At 60.1% G+C, this 17,700-nt stretch carries 21 protein-coding genes; 12 read left to right on the forward strand and 9 right to left on the reverse strand.

From position 1 onward, the window contains the following. Positions 1-329: 329 nt before the first annotated feature. The gene (gene argH / locus ACA060_RS28120) at positions 330-1,724 is read left to right on the forward strand and encodes an argininosuccinate lyase (protein ID WP_109635820.1); all 1,395 of its coding nucleotides are present in this window, start codon (positions 330-332) and stop codon (positions 1,722-1,724) included. A gap of 127 nt (positions 1,725-1,851) precedes the next feature. Here argH and ACA060_RS28125 read toward each other — a convergent pair whose 3' ends face one another. Further along, the gene (locus ACA060_RS28125; protein WP_497314440.1) at positions 1,852-2,511 is read right to left on the reverse strand and encodes a glutathione S-transferase family protein; all 660 of its coding nucleotides are present in this window, start codon (positions 2,509-2,511) and stop codon (positions 1,852-1,854) included. Between the two features lie 125 nt (positions 2,512-2,636). Here ACA060_RS28125 and ACA060_RS28130 point away from each other — a divergent pair, with 125 nt between their 5' ends. From ACA060_RS28130 to ACA060_RS28140, 3 genes are all read left to right on the forward strand, one after another. Next, positions 2,637-2,921: a hypothetical protein gene (locus ACA060_RS28130; RefSeq protein WP_109635822.1), complete on the forward strand. Its 285-nt coding sequence runs from the start codon at positions 2,637-2,639 to the stop codon at positions 2,919-2,921. A gap of 376 nt (positions 2,922-3,297) precedes the next feature. Beyond that, positions 3,298-3,543, forward strand: coding sequence for a TIGR02647 family protein (locus ACA060_RS28135; protein WP_094470036.1), 246 nt, complete (start codon positions 3,298-3,300; stop codon positions 3,541-3,543). 192 nt (positions 3,544-3,735) lie between these two features. Further along, positions 3,736-6,579 (forward strand): class I adenylate cyclase, encoded by a 2,844-nt coding sequence (locus ACA060_RS28140; RefSeq protein ID WP_497314442.1) that lies wholly within the window; start codon positions 3,736-3,738, stop codon positions 6,577-6,579. Between the two features lie 5 nt (positions 6,580-6,584). On the opposite strand, the gene rnk is transcribed toward ACA060_RS28140, so the two are convergent. The 3 genes from rnk to cyaY form a co-directional block, all read right to left on the reverse strand. Beyond that, on the reverse strand, positions 6,585-6,995 hold the full coding sequence (gene rnk / locus ACA060_RS28145) for a nucleoside diphosphate kinase regulator (protein ID WP_046045088.1): 411 nt from the start codon (positions 6,993-6,995) through the stop codon (positions 6,585-6,587). 276 nt (positions 6,996-7,271) lie between these two features. Beyond that, positions 7,272-7,490 (reverse strand): DUF1289 domain-containing protein, encoded by a 219-nt coding sequence (locus tag ACA060_RS28150; RefSeq protein ID WP_010465092.1) that lies wholly within the window; start codon positions 7,488-7,490, stop codon positions 7,272-7,274. A 4-nt stretch (positions 7,491-7,494) separates the two neighbouring features. Next, positions 7,495-7,827 carry an iron donor protein CyaY gene (gene cyaY, locus ACA060_RS28155; RefSeq protein ID WP_008150266.1) on the reverse strand — a complete coding sequence of 111 codons (333 nt, stop codon included), beginning with the start codon at positions 7,825-7,827 and terminating at the stop codon, positions 7,495-7,497. 401 nt (positions 7,828-8,228) lie between these two features. On the opposite strand from cyaY, the gene lptM reads away from it, so the two are divergent. From lptM to ACA060_RS28185, 6 genes are read left to right on the forward strand one after another with little or no spacing between them, the layout of a single operon-like run. Beyond that, the gene (gene lptM / locus ACA060_RS28160) at positions 8,229-8,402 is read left to right on the forward strand and encodes an LPS translocon maturation chaperone LptM (RefSeq protein ID WP_075946461.1); all 174 of its coding nucleotides are present in this window, start codon (positions 8,229-8,231) and stop codon (positions 8,400-8,402) included. Between the two features lie 9 nt (positions 8,403-8,411). Beyond that, positions 8,412-9,659 carry a diaminopimelate decarboxylase gene (gene lysA / locus ACA060_RS28165; RefSeq protein WP_497314444.1) on the forward strand — a complete coding sequence of 416 codons (1,248 nt, stop codon included), beginning with the start codon at positions 8,412-8,414 and terminating at the stop codon, positions 9,657-9,659. A 4-nt stretch (positions 9,660-9,663) separates the two neighbouring features. Next, complete coding sequence (dapF, locus tag ACA060_RS28170; protein ID WP_109635827.1) at positions 9,664-10,494, forward strand: diaminopimelate epimerase; 831 nt, start codon at positions 9,664-9,666, stop codon at positions 10,492-10,494. A 13-nt stretch (positions 10,495-10,507) separates the two neighbouring features. Beyond that, positions 10,508-11,233: a DUF484 family protein gene (locus tag ACA060_RS28175; RefSeq protein ID WP_497314447.1), complete on the forward strand. Its 726-nt coding sequence runs from the start codon at positions 10,508-10,510 to the stop codon at positions 11,231-11,233. A 2-nt stretch (positions 11,234-11,235) separates the two neighbouring features. Next, positions 11,236-12,135, forward strand: a complete 900-nt coding sequence (gene xerC / locus ACA060_RS28180) for a tyrosine recombinase XerC (RefSeq protein ID WP_497314449.1) — start codon at positions 11,236-11,238, stop codon at positions 12,133-12,135. Further along, a complete protein-coding gene (locus tag ACA060_RS28185; RefSeq protein ID WP_497314451.1) occupies positions 12,132-12,836 on the forward strand; it encodes an HAD family hydrolase in 705 nt (234 codons plus the stop codon). The genes xerC and ACA060_RS28185 overlap by 4 nt, the downstream gene beginning before the upstream one ends. Before the next feature lie 117 nt (positions 12,837-12,953). Here ACA060_RS28185 and sutA read toward each other — a convergent pair whose 3' ends face one another. From sutA to glnK, 4 genes are all read right to left on the reverse strand, one after another. Then, complete coding sequence (gene sutA / locus ACA060_RS28190) at positions 12,954-13,277, reverse strand: dormancy-specific transcriptional regulator SutA (protein WP_010465107.1); 324 nt, start codon at positions 13,275-13,277, stop codon at positions 12,954-12,956. A 101-nt stretch (positions 13,278-13,378) separates the two neighbouring features. Continuing rightward, positions 13,379-13,804 (reverse strand): secondary thiamine-phosphate synthase enzyme YjbQ, encoded by a 426-nt coding sequence (locus ACA060_RS28195; RefSeq protein ID WP_008030499.1) that lies wholly within the window; start codon positions 13,802-13,804, stop codon positions 13,379-13,381. 214 nt (positions 13,805-14,018) lie between these two features. After that, on the reverse strand, positions 14,019-15,356 hold the full coding sequence (locus ACA060_RS28200) for an ammonium transporter (RefSeq protein WP_109635833.1): 1,338 nt from the start codon (positions 15,354-15,356) through the stop codon (positions 14,019-14,021). Between the two features lie 37 nt (positions 15,357-15,393). Next, entirely contained in the window at positions 15,394-15,732 is a 339-nt protein-coding gene (gene glnK, locus ACA060_RS28205; RefSeq protein WP_002555808.1) for a P-II family nitrogen regulator, read from the reverse strand. 417 nt (positions 15,733-16,149) lie between these two features. Here glnK and ACA060_RS28210 point away from each other — a divergent pair, with 417 nt between their 5' ends. Then, positions 16,150-16,410 carry an accessory factor UbiK family protein gene (locus ACA060_RS28210; RefSeq protein WP_109635835.1) on the forward strand — a complete coding sequence of 87 codons (261 nt, stop codon included), beginning with the start codon at positions 16,150-16,152 and terminating at the stop codon, positions 16,408-16,410. A 453-nt stretch (positions 16,411-16,863) separates the two neighbouring features. Continuing rightward, the gene (locus ACA060_RS28215; RefSeq protein ID WP_497314454.1) at positions 16,864-17,385 is read left to right on the forward strand and encodes a BRO-N domain-containing protein; all 522 of its coding nucleotides are present in this window, start codon (positions 16,864-16,866) and stop codon (positions 17,383-17,385) included. On the opposite strand, the gene ACA060_RS28220 is transcribed toward ACA060_RS28215, so the two are convergent. Further along, positions 17,382-17,660, reverse strand: coding sequence for a HigA family addiction module antitoxin (locus tag ACA060_RS28220; protein ID WP_497314456.1), 279 nt, complete (start codon positions 17,658-17,660; stop codon positions 17,382-17,384). The genes ACA060_RS28215 and ACA060_RS28220 overlap by 4 nt on opposite strands. Positions 17,661-17,700 lie beyond the last annotated feature (40 nt).

Genomic DNA, 17,700 nt, shown 5'->3' on the forward strand with positions numbered 1-17,700 from the left:
TCTGCCAAATGATTGGAGGCTCTGGCCCGCGTAAGCGAGGTATCGCCGTAGGGTTTGCCGATACACAATATGAACACCCCCTCTTCTTATAGTCAGCCGCAGCGCCGAGAAGTGCGCTGATCCTACTGTCCAACTGTAGACGGTTGCAGGGACGATATTGCTCAATCGAAAAATATCGTTGCGCAATTTCCCACAAGGCATGCCCTGAGTATGGACCGCGCTCCGAAAAAAAAACCTGTCGACCAGCGTCAGCGACAGGATTGGCAACCCTGTTATTATCCGCGACAGCTTCCACCGTCATTATTTCTTCAGCCGACACGAGCGAATTCATGAGCACTGACAAGACCAATCAGTCCTGGGGCGGCCGCTTCAGTGAACCCGTCGACGCCTTCGTCGCCCGCTTCACCGCCTCCGTCACTTTCGACCAGCGCCTGTATCGCCACGACATCATGGGCTCGATCGCCCACGCCACCATGCTGGCCAAGGTCGGCGTGCTGACCGACGCCGAGCGCGACAGCATCACCGATGGCCTGAAGACCATCCAGGGTGAAATCGAGGCCGGCCAGTTCGACTGGCGCATCGACCTCGAAGACGTGCACATGAACATCGAGGCGCGCCTGACCGACCGCATCGGCGTGACCGGTAAAAAGCTCCATACCGGACGCAGCCGTAACGACCAGGTCGCCACCGACATCCGCCTGTGGCTGCGTGACGAGATCGACCTGATCCTGGGCGAAATCACCCGCCTGCAACAAGGCTTGCTGGAGCAGGCCGAGCGCGAAGCCGGCAGCATCATGCCGGGCTTCACCCACCTGCAAACCGCGCAGCCGGTAACCTTCGGGCACCACATGCTGGCCTGGTTCGAAATGCTCAGCCGCGACTACGAGCGTCTGGTCGACTGCCGCAAGCGCACCAATCGCATGCCGCTGGGCAGCGCCGCGCTGGCTGGCACCACTTACCCGATTGATCGCGAATACACCGCTCAACTGCTGGGCTTCGACGCGGTCGGCGGCAACTCGCTGGACAACGTGTCCGATCGTGATTTCGCCATCGAGTTCTGCTCGGCCGCGAGCATCGCGATGATGCACTTGTCGCGCTTCTCCGAAGAGCTGGTGCTGTGGACCAGCGCGCAGTTCCAGTTCATCGATCTGCCAGACCGCTTCTGCACCGGCAGCTCGATCATGCCGCAAAAGAAAAACCCGGACGTGCCCGAGCTGGTTCGCGGCAAGACCGGTCGCGTGTTCGGCGCGCTGATGGGCCTGCTGACCTTGATGAAAGGCCAGCCACTGGCCTACAACAAGGACAACCAGGAGGACAAGGAACCGCTGTTCGACGCGGCCGACACCTTGCGCGACTCGCTTCGGGCCTTCGCTGACATGATCCCGGCGATCAAGCCCAAGCACGCGATGATGCGCGAAGCGGCGCTGCGGGGTTTCTCCACCGCGACCGACCTGGCTGACTACCTGGTACGCCGTGGCCTGCCATTCCGTGACTGCCACGAAATCGTCGGCCATGCCGTGAAGTATGGCGTGGAAAGCGGCAAGGACCTGGCGGAAATGAGCCTGGAGGAGCTGCGCAAGTTCAGCGACCAGATCGATCAGGACGTGTTTGCCGTGCTGACCCTGGAAGGCTCGGTGAACGCCCGTGACCATATCGGCGGGACTGCGCCGGCGCAGGTCAAGAAGGCTGTGGCGCGCGGTCAGGCATTGCTCGCCAGCCGCTGAGTCAAAAGCTTCGCGAGCAAGCCCGCTCCCACATTGGGTCTTTGGGGTTCACAAAATGTGTGTTCACCGCCGATCTGATGTGGGAGCGGGCTTGCTCGCGAATGCGATCTTACAACCGCTACAAAACCTACTTCTTGGACGCGACCATCGCCATAAACGCCGGCATCGCCGCGTCCTTGTCCGCCGCAATCCGCTGCACGTTCGGGTTCTGCTCCAGACGCTTCAACAGCGCTTTGGCCGCCGGCATCTCGGCCAGCAAATCCAGATCAAACAGCTTCTGCGCCACCGCACAAGCCAGCGGCACGCTGTACAGGAAATACAAATCCGCAATGCTCAGACTGTCCCCCGCCACATAAGGGGCGAACTTGCCGTGCCTGCCCAAGGACGCAAACCCCAGCAACAGTTCAGCCTTGGTCTTGTCCTTGATCGCCTCCGGCACCTGCATGCCGAAAAATGCCTCGGCGTAGCACGCGCGCGCCGGCAACTCGATGTACAGCTCGATTTCCTTGGCCAGCGCCAGCACTTGCGCCCGCTCGAACGGATCGCTCGGCAATAGCGGCGTGCCTTTCTGGCTTTGCTCGATGTATTCGAGGATCACGGCAGTTTCGTTGATGAAACCTTGCTCGGTACGCAAGACCGGGACCTTGCCGCGCGGGCTGATGGCCAGCGCCTCCGGGCTTGTGCCCGCGTAAAACGGCACTTCTTCAAACGGTACGCCCTTCTCCAGCAGCGCCAGCTTGACCATGTTGTAGTAGTTACTGACGGAAAATCCATAAAGCTTGAGCATCACATAGCCTCCAGGCCGTGCGGGGTTGGCAGTGCCTGTTTATAGAACGCCGGAGCGATTCCTGCCAGCAGCATCACAGCGCTGAATGCAGGTAAACTGGCCGCCTTAAACTTGAGGAGCCTGCCATGAGCGAGCCAACTGATATCGAGATCGACGAAGAAGAATTCACCGAAACCACCCTGATCGAAGCCATCGAAAACCAGATCGAAAGCGACAACCCGCCAGCGGCCAAGGCCACCTTCAACAAGCTGACCCTGGTGGGTTACGAGCGTGAAGAAATCCTCAACCTGATGGCCCACGTGTTGGCGGTAGAAATCGACGCGATCCTCGAAGAAGACCGCGCGTTCAATACCGAATGGTACGAAACAGCGTTGCGCGCGTTGCCAGAGCTGCCGCCGGAAAAGAAATAACCCCGACCTCAAGGGAGCAGGCCTCTGTGGCGAGGGAGCTTGCTCCCGCTCGAGTGCGAAGCGCTCGCAATATCTTCGACAGTTGCCGAGATTTTGGGGCTGCTTCGCAACCCAGCGGGAGCAAGCTCCCTCGCCACAAAAGCTCCTTTGCCACAGAAGCTGCCTCGCCTCACAACCCGCCCTCCACACAGATTGTCACCAATCTCCCCTACCTTCCTCCGCCCCCTGACTACACTGAATCCACCCCGCTGCCGCACCACCCGCCGGGGAACGCATCCCGTGGTGAAAAAACCCTGATGCAGGCACTGGACATGCCGCACGAGTGGGCTCACCTTAGGGGCGCTGTCGTCCAATTCCTAGAAAGTCTGGAGTCCTTATGTCGCTTACCCCTGAGTTGGTTGCCGAACTGGAAATCCTCGCACTCTTCAACCTGGACAGTTCCCAGGAAGGTTTGAAAATTCATCAGACCGCTGCCCCGAAAGCCATTGCTGCCGCTCAACGCCTGTACGAAAAAGAACTGATCGACCAGCCAGATGGCGGTTATCTGACCAGTCTGGGTCGTGACGCTGCGCAAAATGTACAAACCGTTCTGACGATTCTGAGCGTCCAGGAAACAGCCTGAGTATTAGCGCATCGCCCACGGAAACCCCTGCTACGGGATTTCCGCGGGCACACTTTGTGAGCTGCGGCCACCGCACGGTAGAAATCTGACGTCAAAAAACAAAATCAGCTTAAAAGTCCCGGGCCCGAGGCGCTAAACTGCCCCTCATCCGCAGACCCTACGTCCGTGCCTCGCGAGCCGGTTTGAGCTGACATGACCCGCACCCATGAAATTCGCCCCGATCTGGACGAGGGAATCGACCGCAAGGTTCTCAGTCAGCTGCGCGCACGTTTTCTGAAACTCAACGAAGGCCGCATGGCCCGTGCCGTGGAAGGGCTGTCGACCCGACAGCAAACCGTGCTGACACTGCTGCCGCTGTTTTTCCACGTGAATCATCCATTGTTGCCAGGCTATGTGTCAGGTAGCACGCCGGCCGGGCTGTCGAATTTCGAGCCTGACGCCAACGCCCTCGCTGAAGCCCAACGACTGACCCGATCGTTCTCCTACAAGCCGCGCCACGGCAGCAATCCGCCGCGACCGATTCACGGTCTGTTCCTGATGGGCAGCCTGGGCACCCTGGCCCAGGCCGATCAGAGCGACATGGACGTGTGGGTCTGTCATGCCCAGGACTTGAGCGAAAACGAACTGGCCGAGCTGCGCAAGAAATGCCAGCTGCTTGAAATCTGGGCCGCGAGCCAGGGCGCCGAGGCGCATTTCTTTCTGATCGACCCGGCCCGCTTCGTCCTCGGCGAGCGCGATACGCAATTGAGTTCGGAAGACTGCGGCACGACCCAGCACTATCTGCTGCTGGATGAGTTTTACCGCACCGCGATCTGGCTAGCCGGTCGCACGCCGATCTGGTGGCTGGTGCCGGTCTATGAAGAATCTGCTTACGATCGATACACCCACACGCTTCTGTCCAAGCGTTTCATTCGGGCAGACGAGTCGTTGGACTTGGGGCATCTGGCCTATATCCCCCCAGGGGAATTCATCGGCGCCGGGCTCTGGCAGTTGTTCAAGGGCATCGAGTCGCCCTACAAGTCCGTGCTCAAACTGCTGCTGATCGAGGTTTACGCCAGCGAACACCCGAAGGTTCATTGCCTGAGCCTGCGCTTCAAGCAAGCGGTGTTCGCCAATCAACTGGACCTCGACGAGCTCGACCCTTACATCGTGGTCTACCGACGCATTGAGGAATACCTCACGGCGCGTGGCGAGCCGGAGCGCCTTGAGCTGGTACGCCGCGCGCTGTATCTGAAGGTCAACCGCAAGCTCACCGGCAGCAGTCGCACCCAGAGCTGGCAGCGCTCACTGCTTGAGCGGCTGGCTCACGAATGGAACTGGGATCCGCGGCAACTGGCGCTGCTCGACAGCCGCAGTCAATGGAAAGTCCGCCAGGTCAGCACTGAACGCCGAGCCTTGGTCAACGAACTGAATTACAGCTACCGCTTCCTGACCCAGTTCGCCCGCGACGAGCAAACCGTTAGCCTGATCAACAAACGCGACCTCAACGTGCTGGGTCGGCGGCTGTATGCAGCCTTTGAGCGTAAAGCGGACAAAGTCGAGTTCATCAACCCCGGCATCGCTCCGGATCTGGCCGAAGACACCCTGACCCTGGTGCAGGCGCCGAACAAAAAAGAACCCGGACAAACCCAGTGGGGCTTGTACAACGGCAGCCTGACCGCCCATGAATGGGAACATTTCGCGCCGATCAAGCGCAGCCGCCAATTGCTGGAGCTGCTGACCTGGTGCCACCGCAACGGCGTGATCGACAGCAGCACGCGCCTCGCCCTGCACCCCGGCACCAGCGACTTGAGCGAATTTGAACTGTTCAACCTGCTTGGCAGCCTGCAACAAAGCATCGCCCTGCCGTTGACAACCGTCGCCGAAGAGCCGCTGCTGCGCGCCAGCGTGCCAAGTGAAGTGCTGATTCTGGTGAACGTCGGCGTCGATCCGCTCAAGCACCATCGCGACCTGAATATCCTGATGACCACCGAACGCACCGATTCCCTGAGCTACGCCGGGGTGCGGGAAAACCTGGTACTGACCCTGGACCAGGTCACGCTCAATAGCTGGAACGAAGTGTTGGTCAACCGCTACGACGGCCCGCACGCCCTGCTCGACTGCCTGCGCGACTATCTCAACAACCTGCCGAGCGGGCCCCAACAGCCCAAACTGCGGGTTCGCTGTTTCTGCCACAACCGGGCGCAATTTATCGCCCGACGGGTCGAAGAGGTCCTCGATACTGCGCAGAACTTGCTGCTGAGCAAGCTCAATCATCGTTATATGGTGCAGGTCCAGCAGCATTATCACGTACTGGAACTGGTGCCCGGCCACGTCAATCACGTCGCCCTCGCCACGTTGCCAGCGCTGTTCGATTACCTGGGTGAAGAACTGGCGAGCTACAGCCCGCTGCACCTGGACCCGATGGCACTGGAAGACCACGACCTGGCGCTGCTCCTGCCCATGGGCCAGCCTGAATGCATCCAGGTGTTCTACCGAATCACCGATCAGCAGGCGGATCTGTACGTGCTGGATGAGTTCAATGCCCTGTGGCAACAGCGTCTGCCCTATCACGATGAGCAAAGCCTGCTGGTGCCACTGCAACGGTTCCTGCAATCAATCCAGTACCGACGCGACGCCTTGCTGCCGATGAACACCGCCCAGCCTCTGAACCTCGACACATTGTATTACCAGCTGTTGCCGTCAGGCCCCGGCCGGGCGCGTCGGGTCGAGGCCCGGCCAGCGCCGCAAACCCCGGTCAACAAACCGTTCTACGACGTGCAGGCGATCATCGGCAAAGCCGCGCCGGGGCAGGTGCAGGTCACGTTGTATTGCAATCAGCGGGAATTTTCAGAGCTGGAACATGGCGACCAGTTGTTCAGCGTGGTCGCCCGGGAAATCGTCGAGCAGCGCCGGGAAACCGAGCGCTATCGCTGCTACATCACCGACCTGGACTTGTCGGGCCTGCTCGGTGATGGTCAGAGTTCAAGCAATTTGTACTTGCGCTACAAGGCCGACCTGGAGCGCGCGTTGAATGAGGCGCTCGAGCAGGTCTAAGTGGTTTATTCCGGAAAATGACCGCCTTCGGCCGGCTGGGATTCGACTTCCAGCAGGGTCAGTTTGAGGGTTTTACCGCCCGGTGCTGGCCAGTCGATGTGTTGACCCACCTTGAGGCCCAGCAACGCACTGCCGACCGGCGCCAGGATGGAAATCTTGCCTTCGTCGGCGTTGGCATCCTTGGGGTAGACCAGGGTCAGGTGATAGTCCTTGCCACTGCCTTCTTCGCGGCAATGCACACGGGAATTCATGGTGACGACATCGGCGGGCACTTCATCGTGACCGACCAGGGTATCGGCGCGATCCAGTTCGGTTTGCAGCGCGATAACGCCCGGCAGCGTGTCATCCAGGCTGTCGATCAGGCGCTCCAGACGTTGCACGTCCAGACGAGTAAGGGTGATGGAAGGTGCGGTCATGATTGAGGCAGACTCCTTTCTTCTGCACAAAAAAAGCAAAACCCCGCCAGAAAAAGGCGGGGTTTTCACGAGCCTCGATGGGTTGAGGCGTTTCTGGACACTATCACAGCTCAATAAATATACAAGTCAGGGGCGACCACGCACCTGCGCTGACATTTTTGAGAGAGGCTTGCCTGTGGCGAGGGAGCTTGCTCCCGTTCGGCTGCGCAGCAGTCGTAAGCTTTTTGGGGCCGCTTCGCAGCCCAGCGGGAGCAAGCTCCCTCGCCACAAAAGCTCTTATGCCAAGGCTTTGCGCTGGACTGCCTGGGCGCAGATCACACGGCGACGATCATCATCCGCCGAGCGCCACTCGCGGATGTCTTCGACATGGCGAAAACACCCGAGGCAGACTTTCTGCTCGTCCAGCCGGCACACACCGCTGCACGGCGAAGGCACCGCCGGGCTGACATTGCTGTAGAGCGGCTTGGGCGGACGAACGGGCGCAGGTTGCGTCACGATCTCACAGACCTTCGAAGTCGAGCTCGGCGTCAGCTTGCTGCTTGACGATGCGCTCGAGCATCTCGCCGAGTTGTTCGTCGCTCTTGTCACACATCCAGCGCTTGCTCTCTTCGTCGTAATCGAAGTGGAACCCGCCGGACACGGCCGCCAGCCACAACTGCCGCAGTGGCTCCTGACGGCTGAAGATCAACTGGCTGCCGTTTTCGAACTTGACGGTGAGCACACCGGCCGAGCTCTCCAGATCGATATCCAGGTCACACTCGTCAAAAATATCCTCCAGCGTCTGCTGGGTGGCATCGACCAGATCGTGGAAACGGGCTTCGGTCAAACTCATTGCGGCAACCTCAAAAAGTGTCTGTTCACGCTCAAGCGCCGCAAGATACGGGCGAGCCCCGGTGATTGCAAAGGATAACGATCAGGTACCGCTATCGATATGTTAAGCGCTAAACCTGTGGGAGCGAGTCTGTGGTGAGGGGATTTATCCCCGTTGGGTCGCGAAGCGGCCCTGATTTTGAGACTACGATGTGTATCAGAAAAACCGCATTCACCGGTTTTGCGACTGCTTCGCAGCCGAACGGGGATAAATCCCCTCACCACAGGCTCGCTCCCACAGGGATTGTGCATAACCTACCGGCATCGGGCGCAGCCCCGCCGGACGGGAGCCCCGTCGCATAGGCAAGCTGCCGGGTGGCCGGTATACTCCGGCGCAATTAACGCATTTTCAAGGATTTCGCCATGAAGCGCCTGATCTCTTCCCTTGCCGCGCTCCTCGCGGTTGCCTGTCTTGTGTCGGCTTGTGGTCAAAAAGGCCCGTTGTACCTGCCTGACGATTCCCAGGATCCTGCCGAGCAGGCCCAGTCCTCGCAAAAGCAGCCGTCCAAAGCACACAAGCACGACGTCTACCAATAAGGGAACGCCATGGACGCTTTTAACTACCGTGACGGTGAGCTGTTCGCGGAAGGGGTTGCCCTGTCCGCCATCGCCGAGCGCTTTGGCACACCGACTTACGTCTACTCGCGCGCCCACATCGAAGCCCAGTACCTGGCTTTCGCCGATGCGCTGGCCGGCATGCCGCACCTGGTGTGCTTCGCGGTCAAGGCCAACTCCAACCTGGGTGTGCTGAACGTCCTGGCGCGTTTGGGTGCCGGTTTTGACATCGTTTCCCGTGGCGAGCTGGAGCGCGTACTGGCCGCTGGCGGCAGCCCCGACAAGATTGTGTTCTCCGGTGTCGGCAAGACCCGTGATGACATGCGTCGTGCCCTGGAAGTCGGTGTCCATTGCTTCAACGTCGAATCCACCGACGAGCTGGAACGCCTGCAAGTGGTCGCCGCCGAACTGGGCGTTCGCGCACCGATCTCGCTGCGTGTGAACCCGGACGTCGATGCCGGCACGCACCCGTACATTTCCACCGGTCTCAAAGAGAACAAGTTCGGCATCGCCATTGCCGACGCCGAGGACGTGTACATCCGCGCCGCGCAGCTGCCGAACCTGGAAGTGGTCGGCGTCGATTGCCACATCGGTTCGCAACTGACCACCCTGCCTCCGTTCATCGATGCCCTCGACCGCCTGCTGGACCTGGTCGACCGTCTCGGCGATTGCGGCATTTACCTGCGCCACATCGATCTCGGTGGTGGTTTGGGCGTGCGTTATCGCGATGAAGAGCCGCCGCTGGCGGCCGACTACATCAAAGCCGTGCGCGAGCGCCTCGACGGTCGTGACCTGGCGCTGGTGTTCGAGCCGGGCCGTTTCATCGTCGCCAACGCCGGTGTGCTGCTGACCCAGGTCGAGTACCTCAAGCACACCGAACACAAAGACTTCGCCATCGTCGACGCGGCCATGAACGACTTGATCCGCCCGGCGCTGTACCAGGCCTGGATGGACGTCACCGCCGTGCGCCCGCGCCCTACCGCGGCTCGCGCCTATGACATCGTCGGCCCGATCTGCGAAACCGGCGACTTCCTGGCCAAGGATCGTGAACTGGCCCTGGAAGAAGGCGACCTGCTGGCTGTGCATTCGGCCGGCGCCTATGGGTTTGTCATGAGTTCCAACTACAACACCCGCGGCCGCGCCGCTGAAGTGTTGGTGGACGGTGATCAGGCATTTGAAGTGCGTCGCCGTGAGACGGTAGCCGAGTTGTTTGCTGGCGAAAGCCTGCTGCCGGAGTAATCCCATGCTGCTGCGTTTTACCAAGATGCACGGCCTGGGCAATGACTTCATGGTCCTCGACCTGGTCAGCCAGCACGCGCATATCCTGCCCAAGCACGCCAAGCAATGGGGCGATCGGCACACCGGCATCGGTTTCGACCAGTTGCTGATCGTCGAAGCGCCGAGCAACCCGGACGTGGATTTCCGTTACCGGATCTTCAACTCCGACGGCTCCGAAGTGGAACAGTGCGGCAACGGTGCGCGCTGTTTCGCCCGCTTCGTGCTCGACAAGCGCCTGACCGCCAAGCGGCAGATCCGCGTCGAGACCAAAAGCGGCATCATCGAACTGGATATCCGCAGCGACGGCCAGATCGGTGTCAACATGGGCGCACCGCGCCTTGTGCCGGCCGAGATTCCATTCGAGGCGCCAGAACAGGCCTCTAGCTATAAGCTCGATGTCGAGGGTGCGACGGTTGAACTGGCCGCCGTGTCCATGGGCAACCCCCATGCCGTGCTGCGGGTCAGCGACATCAACAAAGCACCGGTGCATGAACTGGGGCCGAAAATCGAACATCACCCGCGCTTCCCGGCGCGGGTCAATGTCGGTTTTCTCCAGGTCATCGACCGCAACCGTGCGCAGTTGCGCGTCTGGGAACGTGGCGCCGGGGAAACCCAGGCCTGCGGCACCGGCGCGTGCGCTGCTGCAGTGGCCGCGATCAGCCAGGGGTGGATGGATTCGCCGCTATTGATCGACCTGCCCGGCGGGCGTCTGTCCATTGAATGGGCAGGCCCTGGCCAACCGGTCATGATGACCGGCCCGGCAGTACGCGTTTATGAAGGACAAGTGCGTCTTTGAGAGAGTCGAATCCATGAAAGATAAGCCCCAGGTTCCCGCCCCACAGCCCGACGAATCCCCTTCCGAAAGCCTTGAGGCGGCGGCGATTGCCGCGTACCTGGAGGCTCATCCGGATTTCTTCGTCGAGCACGAAGAATTGCTCCCGGCCTTGCGCATTCCGCACCAGCGTGGCGATACCGTTTCGCTGGTCGAGCGCCAGATGAAAATCCTGCGCGACCGCAACATCGAGTTGCGTCATCGCCTCTCGCACTTGATGGACGTGGCCCGCGACAACGACCGCCTCTTCGACAAGACCCGCCGCCTGATTCTCGCGCTGATGGATGCCAACAGCCTGGAAGACGTGGTGATCACCGTCGAAGACAGTCTGCGCCAGGACTTCCAGGTGCCTTTTGTCAGCCTGATCCTGCTGGGCGACAACCCCATGCCGGTCGGTCGCTGGGTCACCCATGCCGACGCGCAAACGGCCATCGGCGGCCTGCTCTCGGAAGACAAAAGCGTCAGCGGCAGCCTGCGTGAACACGAGCTGGACTTCCTGTTCGGCGAAGAACAGCGCAAGCAGATCGGCTCCACCGCCGTCGTCGCCATCAGCTATCAAGGCATCCACGGCGTCCTGGCCATCGCCAGCCGCGACCCGCAGCACTACAAAAGCTCGGTCGGCACGTTGTTCCTCAGCTACATCGCCGAAGTCATGGGCCGCGTACTGCCTCGGGTCAACAGCTCCCTGCGCTCGGTACGCTGACCATGGAACGGCAACTGGACGCTTACTGCGAACACCTGCGCAGTGAGCGACAGGTGTCGCCCCACACGCTATACGCCTACCGCCGCGACCTCGACAAAGTGCTGGGCTGGTGCGTCAAACAGAACATCAGCAGCTGGACCGCCCTGGACATCCAGCGCCTGCGCAGCCTGATCGCTCGCCTGCATTCCCAGGGTCAATCGTCCCGCAGCCTGGCACGCCTGCTATCGGCAGTGCGCGGGCTCTATCATTATCTGAACCGCGAAGGCCTGTGCGATCACGACCCGGCCAACGGCCTGGCACCGCCCAAGGGCGAACGACGCCTGCCGAAAACCCTCGATACCGACCGCGCGCTGCAGCTGCTGGAAGGCGCGGTGGAGGATGATTTCCTGGCGCGTCGGGATCAGGCGATTCTGGAGCTGTTCTACTCCTCGGGTTTGCGGCTGTCGGAGCTGACCGGGCTCAATCTCGATCAACTGGACCTGGCCGACGGCATGGTTCAGGTGCTTGGCAAGGGCAGCAAGACTCGATTGCTGCCGGTGGGCAAAAAGGCCCGCGAAGCCTTGGAACTGTGGCTGCCGTTGCGGGCGATGACCAACCCGGCGGACGACGCGGTGTTTGTCAGCCAGCAAGGTCGACGCCTTGGCCCCCGGGCGATTCAGGTGCGGGTCAAAGCCGCTGGCGAACGTGAGCTTGGGCAGAACCTGCACCCGCACATGCTGCGACACTCCTTTGCCAGCCATCTGCTGGAATCCTCACAGGACCTGCGCGCCGTCCAGGAATTGCTCGGCCACTCGGACATCAAGACCACCCAGATCTACACCCACCTGGACTTCCAGCACCTGGCCACGGTCTACGACAGCGCCCATCCACGGGCCAAACGCATTAAGGGCGATGATTCATGACCATCCAATTGATCACCTTCGACCTAGACGACACCCTGTGGGACACCGCCCCGGTGATCGTCAGCGCCGAAGCCATACTGCGTGAATGGCTGATCGAACACGCACCGAATCTGGGCGCGGTGCCGGTAGAGCATCTGTGGGCCATTCGTGAGCGGATCCTGACCAGCGAACCGAGCCTCAAACACCGCATCAGCGCACTGCGCCGCCGGGTGTTGTTCCACGCGCTGGAAGAGTCCGGTTACGACCACGGTCAGGCTTCGGACCTGGCTGACAAGGGTTTTGAAGTGTTTCTGCATGCACGGCATCAGATCGAGGTGTTCCCTGAAGTCGAACCGACGCTGGAGACACTGGCCAAGCATTACGCCTTGGGCGTGGTCACCAATGGCAACGCCGATGTACGCCGGCTGGGGCTGGCGGATTACTTCAAGTTTGCGTTGTGCGCCGAAGACATCGGCATCGCCAAGCCCGATGCACGACTGTTTCATGAGGCGCTGCAACGTGGTGGGGCGATGGCGGAGACGGCGGTGCATATCGGCGATCATCCAGGGGATGACATTGCCGGGGCGCAGCAGGCTGGGTTGCGGGCGATCTGGTTTAACCCGACGGGCAAGGCCTGGGAAGCCGAGAAGGCGCCGGATGCGGAGATCCGCAGCCTGACCGAGCTGCCGGCGTTGTTGGCCCTCTGGAATTCCCAACACTGATCCTGAGATTACACACACCCGCTCCCACAGGGGATAGTGCCAAACCGAAGAATTTTGTTTCAGGCATGAAAAAGCCCGCAGCGACGGCGGGCTTTTCAGCAAGCAAGGGCAGACGCTTTAGATAGGCCGGCTGCCGTACTTGTTATCAGGCTTCTTGGGAGGATCGGCGACCACATTGGCCTCCACTTCCTGCACCTTGCCGCCCCGTGCCAGAAACTCTTCCATGGCCTTGGCCAGGGCGTCGCGTTCCTTGTTCTTGGCTTCGACGCTCGGCAGCTCGTCAACCGACACCGCAGCCTTGGCTTTGCCTTTGGCGGTCGGAACGGGCGTTTCACCGCCGTCGTCTTCAGCGACGTCTTCGGCCGCTGCTTCCAGACCTTCTTCGGTTTCGTCGTCGTCGCCTACTTCGAGGTCGTCGTTTTCCAGATCATCGTCGCTCATGTTCTACCTCATGACTTGCGAAAAGCAGATTAGTTATAGCCCAGCTTCACCGTCTGTCGACAGCTGCCGGAAAAATTCAATAACCGCTGGTGACCAGCGGTTCATGCCTCTTCACCGTGCACGGTGGCGAGGACTTTACGGGCACCGCCAAAATCACGGTGCTCGCCCAGATAAACGCCTTGCCAGGTCCCCAGCGCCAGTCGGCCTGCCGAAATCGGCAAACTGAGCTGACAGCCAAGCACGCTGGCCTTGAAGTGCGCCGGGAGGTCGTCCAGGCCTTCGTCGTTATGCTCATAGCCGTCTGTTCCTTGTGGGATCAGACGATTGAAAAATCGTTCGAAGTCGCGACGTACCGCCGGATCGGCGTTCTCGTTGATGGTCAACGACGCCGAGGTATGCTGCAGCCACAAGTGCAACAGACCGACCCGACACGCCTTGAGTTCAGGCAGGCCGGCGAGTAACTCGTCCGTTACCAGATGAAAGCCCCGGGGCCGTGCCCGCAGGGTAATCAGAGTCTGTTGCCACATACAGTTCTCCGCACGTTCGGGGCGCATTCTAGCGCGCTCTGGGAAAAAACAAAGGCCCTAATATTCCTTCAATCATGTAAGCCATTGGCCGCAGAAAAACGCCCGTCGTAAACGCCACTAAACGTGTACGAAAAAACCTTTCAGCAGTCCCTTCACTGACAAACTCCAGACAAAAAAATGCCCGGCAAGCCGGGCAAGTTTTTTATGCGCGTGCTTACAAGTTGTAGCCGCGTTCGTTGTGGAGTGCCAGGTCGATACCGACGGCCTCTTCTTCTTCCGTGATACGCAGACCCATGACAGCGTCCAGTACCTTGAGAATGACGTAGGTGACGATCGCGGTGTAGATCACCGTGAAGCCCACGCCCTTGCACTGAATCCAGACTTGAGCGGCGATGTCGGTGACGGTGCCGAAGCCACCCAGGGACGGTGCGGCGAACACACCGGTCAGGATCGCGCCGAGGATACCGCCGATACCGTGCACACCGAAGGCGTCCAGGGAATCGTCATAGCCAAGTTTGCGTTTCAGGGTGGTGGCGCAGAAGAAGCACACCACGCCTGCTGCCAGACCGATGACCAGCGCGCCCATCGGGCCCACGGTGCCAGCGGCTGGGGTGATGGCGACCAGACCGGCCACAACACCCGAAGCGATACCCAGTGCACTTGGTTTGCCGTGGGTGATCCACTCGGCGAACATCCAGCCCAGTGCAGCGGCGGCGGTTGCGATCTGGGTCACCAGCATCGCCATACCGGCGGTGCCGTTGGCCGCAGCGGCGGAACCGGCGTTGAAACCGAACCAACCCACCCACAGCATCGCGGCGCCCATCAGGGTGTAACCGAGGTTGTGCGGCGCCATCGGCGTGGTCGGGAAGCCTTTGCGCTTGCCGAGCACGATGCATGCAACCAGACCAGCCACACCAGCGTTGATATGCACCACGGTGCCGCCGGCGAAGTCGAGCACGCCCCAGTCCCACATCAGGCCGCCGTTGCCGGACCAGACCATGTGCGCAATCGGTGCGTAAACCAGAGTGAACCACACGCCCATGAAGATCAGCATGGCGGAGAACTTCATCCGCTCGGCGAAGGCACCGACGATCAGCGCAGGGGTGATGATGGCGAAGGTCATCTGGAAGGTGATGAACACCGCCTCAGGGAACAGCGCCGCAGGACCGGTCAGGCTCGACGGCGTGACACCGGCGAGGAATGCCTTGCCCATGCCACCGAAGAACGAGTTGAAGTTGACGACGCCCTGCTCCATGCCGGTGGTGTCGAACGCGATGCTGTAGCCATAAATGACCCACAGAATGCTGATCAGGCCGGTAATGGCGAAGCACTGCATCATCACGGAAAGAATATTTTTGGAGCGAACCATGCCGCCGTAGAACAGCGCGAGGCCGGGAATGGTCATGAACAGCACGAGGGCTGTCGAGGTCATCATCCAGGCGGTATCGCCGGAGTTGAGGACTGGGGCCGCCACTTCGTCTGCCGCCATAGCCAGGCTGGGCATTACGAGGGACAACAGGGCTCCTAGCCCTGCGAATTTACGCAGAGTCATATTGTTTTCTCCTGGGGCGTTGGGTTTGTGGCGGCGTTTAAATCGCGTCGGTATCGGTTTCGCCGGTACGGATGCGAATCGCCTGTTCCAGATTGACCACGAAGATCTTGCCGTCACCGATCTTGCCGGTGTTGGCGGCCTTGGTTATCGCCTCGATAACCCGGTCCAGATCCTTGTCGTCAATGGCGACATCGATCTTCACCTTGGGCAGAAAATCGACCACGTACTCCGCGCCGCGATACAGCTCGGTGTGACCCTTCTGCCGACCGAAGCCTTTGACTTCAGTAACGGTAATGCCCTGCACGCCGATCTCGGACAGCGACTCGCGCACGTCGTCCAGTTTGAACGGCTTGATGATGGCAGTGACTAGCTTCATGAAAACTCTCTCCCGAATTGGTGGACTTGCCCCAGGAAAACAAACCCGTCTCAAGTCTAAGCGCAGTGCCTGGCTTTGTAACGCATCGTCGACCTTACCTGCCCGTCCGACGCCAGCTAACCGCTCCTCACGAAACAACTCCCCGTTCCGCTTGGCGCACTGCATTCGTCACAGCGACTGCATCAGTGCATGGGTTACTACTGACTAAGCAGAAAGCTTGCCATCTCGCCAAAACCCACTGAATTCAATCCCTTGGCCGCTGCGGACAGCCGCTTCACACAATCAGCCCGACAGATACGCACAACAACAGTGCGCGACCGTCCATCCACATGCGCGAAAAGCGTGCATGCCTGCTGTCGGAATTGACTATAGACACTGCGTGATACACTGCCCGCCATTGTTGACAGGACATTTCCCATGCTCGCACCCAAAGACTTCCTCGACGCCCTGACCGGCACCGCCTCCCGCCTCTTCAGCGGCGAAACCCCGTTGCCGAAAAGCGAAATCGAAAGCCAGTTCAAGGCGCTGTTGCAGAGCGGCTTCAGCAAGCTGGACCTGGTGAGTCGTGAAGAGTTTGATAGCCAGATGGTTGTGCTGGCACGGACTCGGGCGCGGCTGGAAAGCCTCGAAGCGAAGGTTGCCGAGCTGGAAACGAAGCTCAACCCGCCCACCGAATAACCCAGCTGACAATGCAGTCCCCTGTGGGAGCGAGCCTGCTCGCGATTAGAGTCGCCTCGGTCTACCAGCCCTCCCACACTGGACAGACCACACCCCTGTAGGAGCTGCCGCAGGCTGCGATCTTTTGATCTTCCGCCCCGCCACCATCTCGGCAACGTCCTACAAAGATCACCACCGCCGTCCGATAGCGCCGCGAAGCCCAGGTTCCTAAGCTCATCCCCAGCTGAATATTCAGCACTGGGTTTGGCGACCTGGATAGCATCTAAACGCATCGTGACCACGTTCGAACCAGGGAATTATTCCCATCTCGAATTATGGCGGCTGTGCGTGGGAGACCTTCGGGTCTGCCGGTTTCCGGATGCACCGGTTCGCCAACCCGCGCATAGCTGCCACCCTTTTCGTTTGGCGACGATCAGAGGCAGTTTCCTTCAATTCGCATCCGGGAGCTGCAACATGGAAGAAAACTATCTAATCCCTCACGTCTTCACCCGCCACAAACTCCACCTCCACGCACTCTTGATCGAAAACCAGCCTTGGTTCAGCGCCCGAGACCTGGGCCGTCTGCTTCGCCTGTTCCTCGACGAACGCGCCGTCCGCAAACTCGATCCCGATCAACATCAATCCGCGCGAGTCGTCATCCACGGCACCCTCGAAGACACCCTGCTAATCAGCGAATCCGGCGTCTACGCCCTGCTGGTCTACCACTACTGCCCCGAATACCGAGGACTGCGCGAATGGCTGACCCACGACGTAGTGCCAGCCCTCAGAGATGCCCAACAACCGGCAACAAGCGAACGCCCGGTCCTGAGCCTGTTGAACTGGCCGGAGATGTCACTGAGTTTGCTGCACTGGAATAACCAGCCGTGGATTCGGTTGCAGGATGTTCCGCAGATGCTGGCGGATGGTGATCGGCCACAGCGAGCGGTCAATACGTCGTGGTGGAAGCGCGCTTCACAGGTGCTGCAATCGCTTTAAGTACTTAAATCGCTACCACGTCCGATTTCGGCTTTACGCAGATCGTAAGTCGATTGCAGGTTCAGCCATAACTCGGGCGTGGTGTTCAGGTAGCCAGATAGCTTCCCCGCTAGATCAGCACTGACACAACGCTGCCGCATAACGATTTCGTTGACCACTTTTAACGGTTCGTTCAACGAACGGGCGAAAGCCGACTCTGAAATGCCGAACGGTTCAAGAAATTCGTCCTGAAGTATTTCGCCAGGATGAACCGGCCGCATTCCATTACTGTTCATATTCCTCTCCGAAGTCAGCGATCAATTAGTGATCATAAGC

It is taken from the genome of Pseudomonas sp. LBUM1671, from assembly GCF_059695685.1.

Excerpts from the sequence above, each read along its gene's own strand:
- ACA060_RS28200 (WP_109635833.1), bottom strand. The coding sequence starts at position 15,356 with ATGACTCTGCGTAAATTCGCAGGGCTAGGAGCCCTGTTGTCCCTCGTA.
- lysA (WP_497314444.1), top strand. The coding sequence starts at position 8,412 with ATGGACGCTTTTAACTACCGTGACGGTGAGCTGTTCGCGGAAGGGGTT.
- ACA060_RS28195 (WP_008030499.1), bottom strand. The coding sequence starts at position 13,804 with ATGTGGCAACAGACTCTGATTACCCTGCGGGCACGGCCCCGGGGCTTT.
- ACA060_RS28175 (WP_497314447.1), top strand. The coding sequence starts at position 10,508 with ATGAAAGATAAGCCCCAGGTTCCCGCCCCACAGCCCGACGAATCCCCT.
- ACA060_RS28130 (WP_109635822.1), top strand. The coding sequence starts at position 2,637 with ATGAGCGAGCCAACTGATATCGAGATCGACGAAGAAGAATTCACCGAA.
- ACA060_RS28215 (WP_497314454.1), top strand. The coding sequence starts at position 16,864 with ATGGAAGAAAACTATCTAATCCCTCACGTCTTCACCCGCCACAAACTC.
- glnK (WP_002555808.1), bottom strand. The coding sequence starts at position 15,732 with ATGAAGCTAGTCACTGCCATCATCAAGCCGTTCAAACTGGACGACGTG.
- ACA060_RS28135 (WP_094470036.1), top strand. The coding sequence starts at position 3,298 with ATGTCGCTTACCCCTGAGTTGGTTGCCGAACTGGAAATCCTCGCACTC.
- ACA060_RS28125 (WP_497314440.1), bottom strand. The coding sequence starts at position 2,511 with ATGCTCAAGCTTTATGGATTTTCCGTCAGTAACTACTACAACATGGTC.
- lptM (WP_075946461.1), top strand. The coding sequence starts at position 8,229 with ATGAAGCGCCTGATCTCTTCCCTTGCCGCGCTCCTCGCGGTTGCCTGT.
- xerC (WP_497314449.1), top strand. The coding sequence starts at position 11,236 with ATGGAACGGCAACTGGACGCTTACTGCGAACACCTGCGCAGTGAGCGA.
- ACA060_RS28185 (WP_497314451.1), top strand. The coding sequence starts at position 12,132 with ATGACCATCCAATTGATCACCTTCGACCTAGACGACACCCTGTGGGAC.
- ACA060_RS28140 (WP_497314442.1), top strand. The coding sequence starts at position 3,736 with ATGACCCGCACCCATGAAATTCGCCCCGATCTGGACGAGGGAATCGAC.
- ACA060_RS28220 (WP_497314456.1), bottom strand. The coding sequence starts at position 17,660 with ATGAACAGTAATGGAATGCGGCCGGTTCATCCTGGCGAAATACTTCAG.
- argH (WP_109635820.1), top strand. The coding sequence starts at position 330 with ATGAGCACTGACAAGACCAATCAGTCCTGGGGCGGCCGCTTCAGTGAA.
- cyaY (WP_008150266.1), bottom strand. The coding sequence starts at position 7,827 with ATGAGTTTGACCGAAGCCCGTTTCCACGATCTGGTCGATGCCACCCAG.
- rnk (WP_046045088.1), bottom strand. The coding sequence starts at position 6,995 with ATGACCGCACCTTCCATCACCCTTACTCGTCTGGACGTGCAACGTCTG.
- sutA (WP_010465107.1), bottom strand. The coding sequence starts at position 13,277 with ATGAGCGACGATGATCTGGAAAACGACGACCTCGAAGTAGGCGACGAC.
- ACA060_RS28210 (WP_109635835.1), top strand. The coding sequence starts at position 16,150 with ATGCTCGCACCCAAAGACTTCCTCGACGCCCTGACCGGCACCGCCTCC.
- dapF (WP_109635827.1), top strand. The coding sequence starts at position 9,664 with ATGCTGCTGCGTTTTACCAAGATGCACGGCCTGGGCAATGACTTCATG.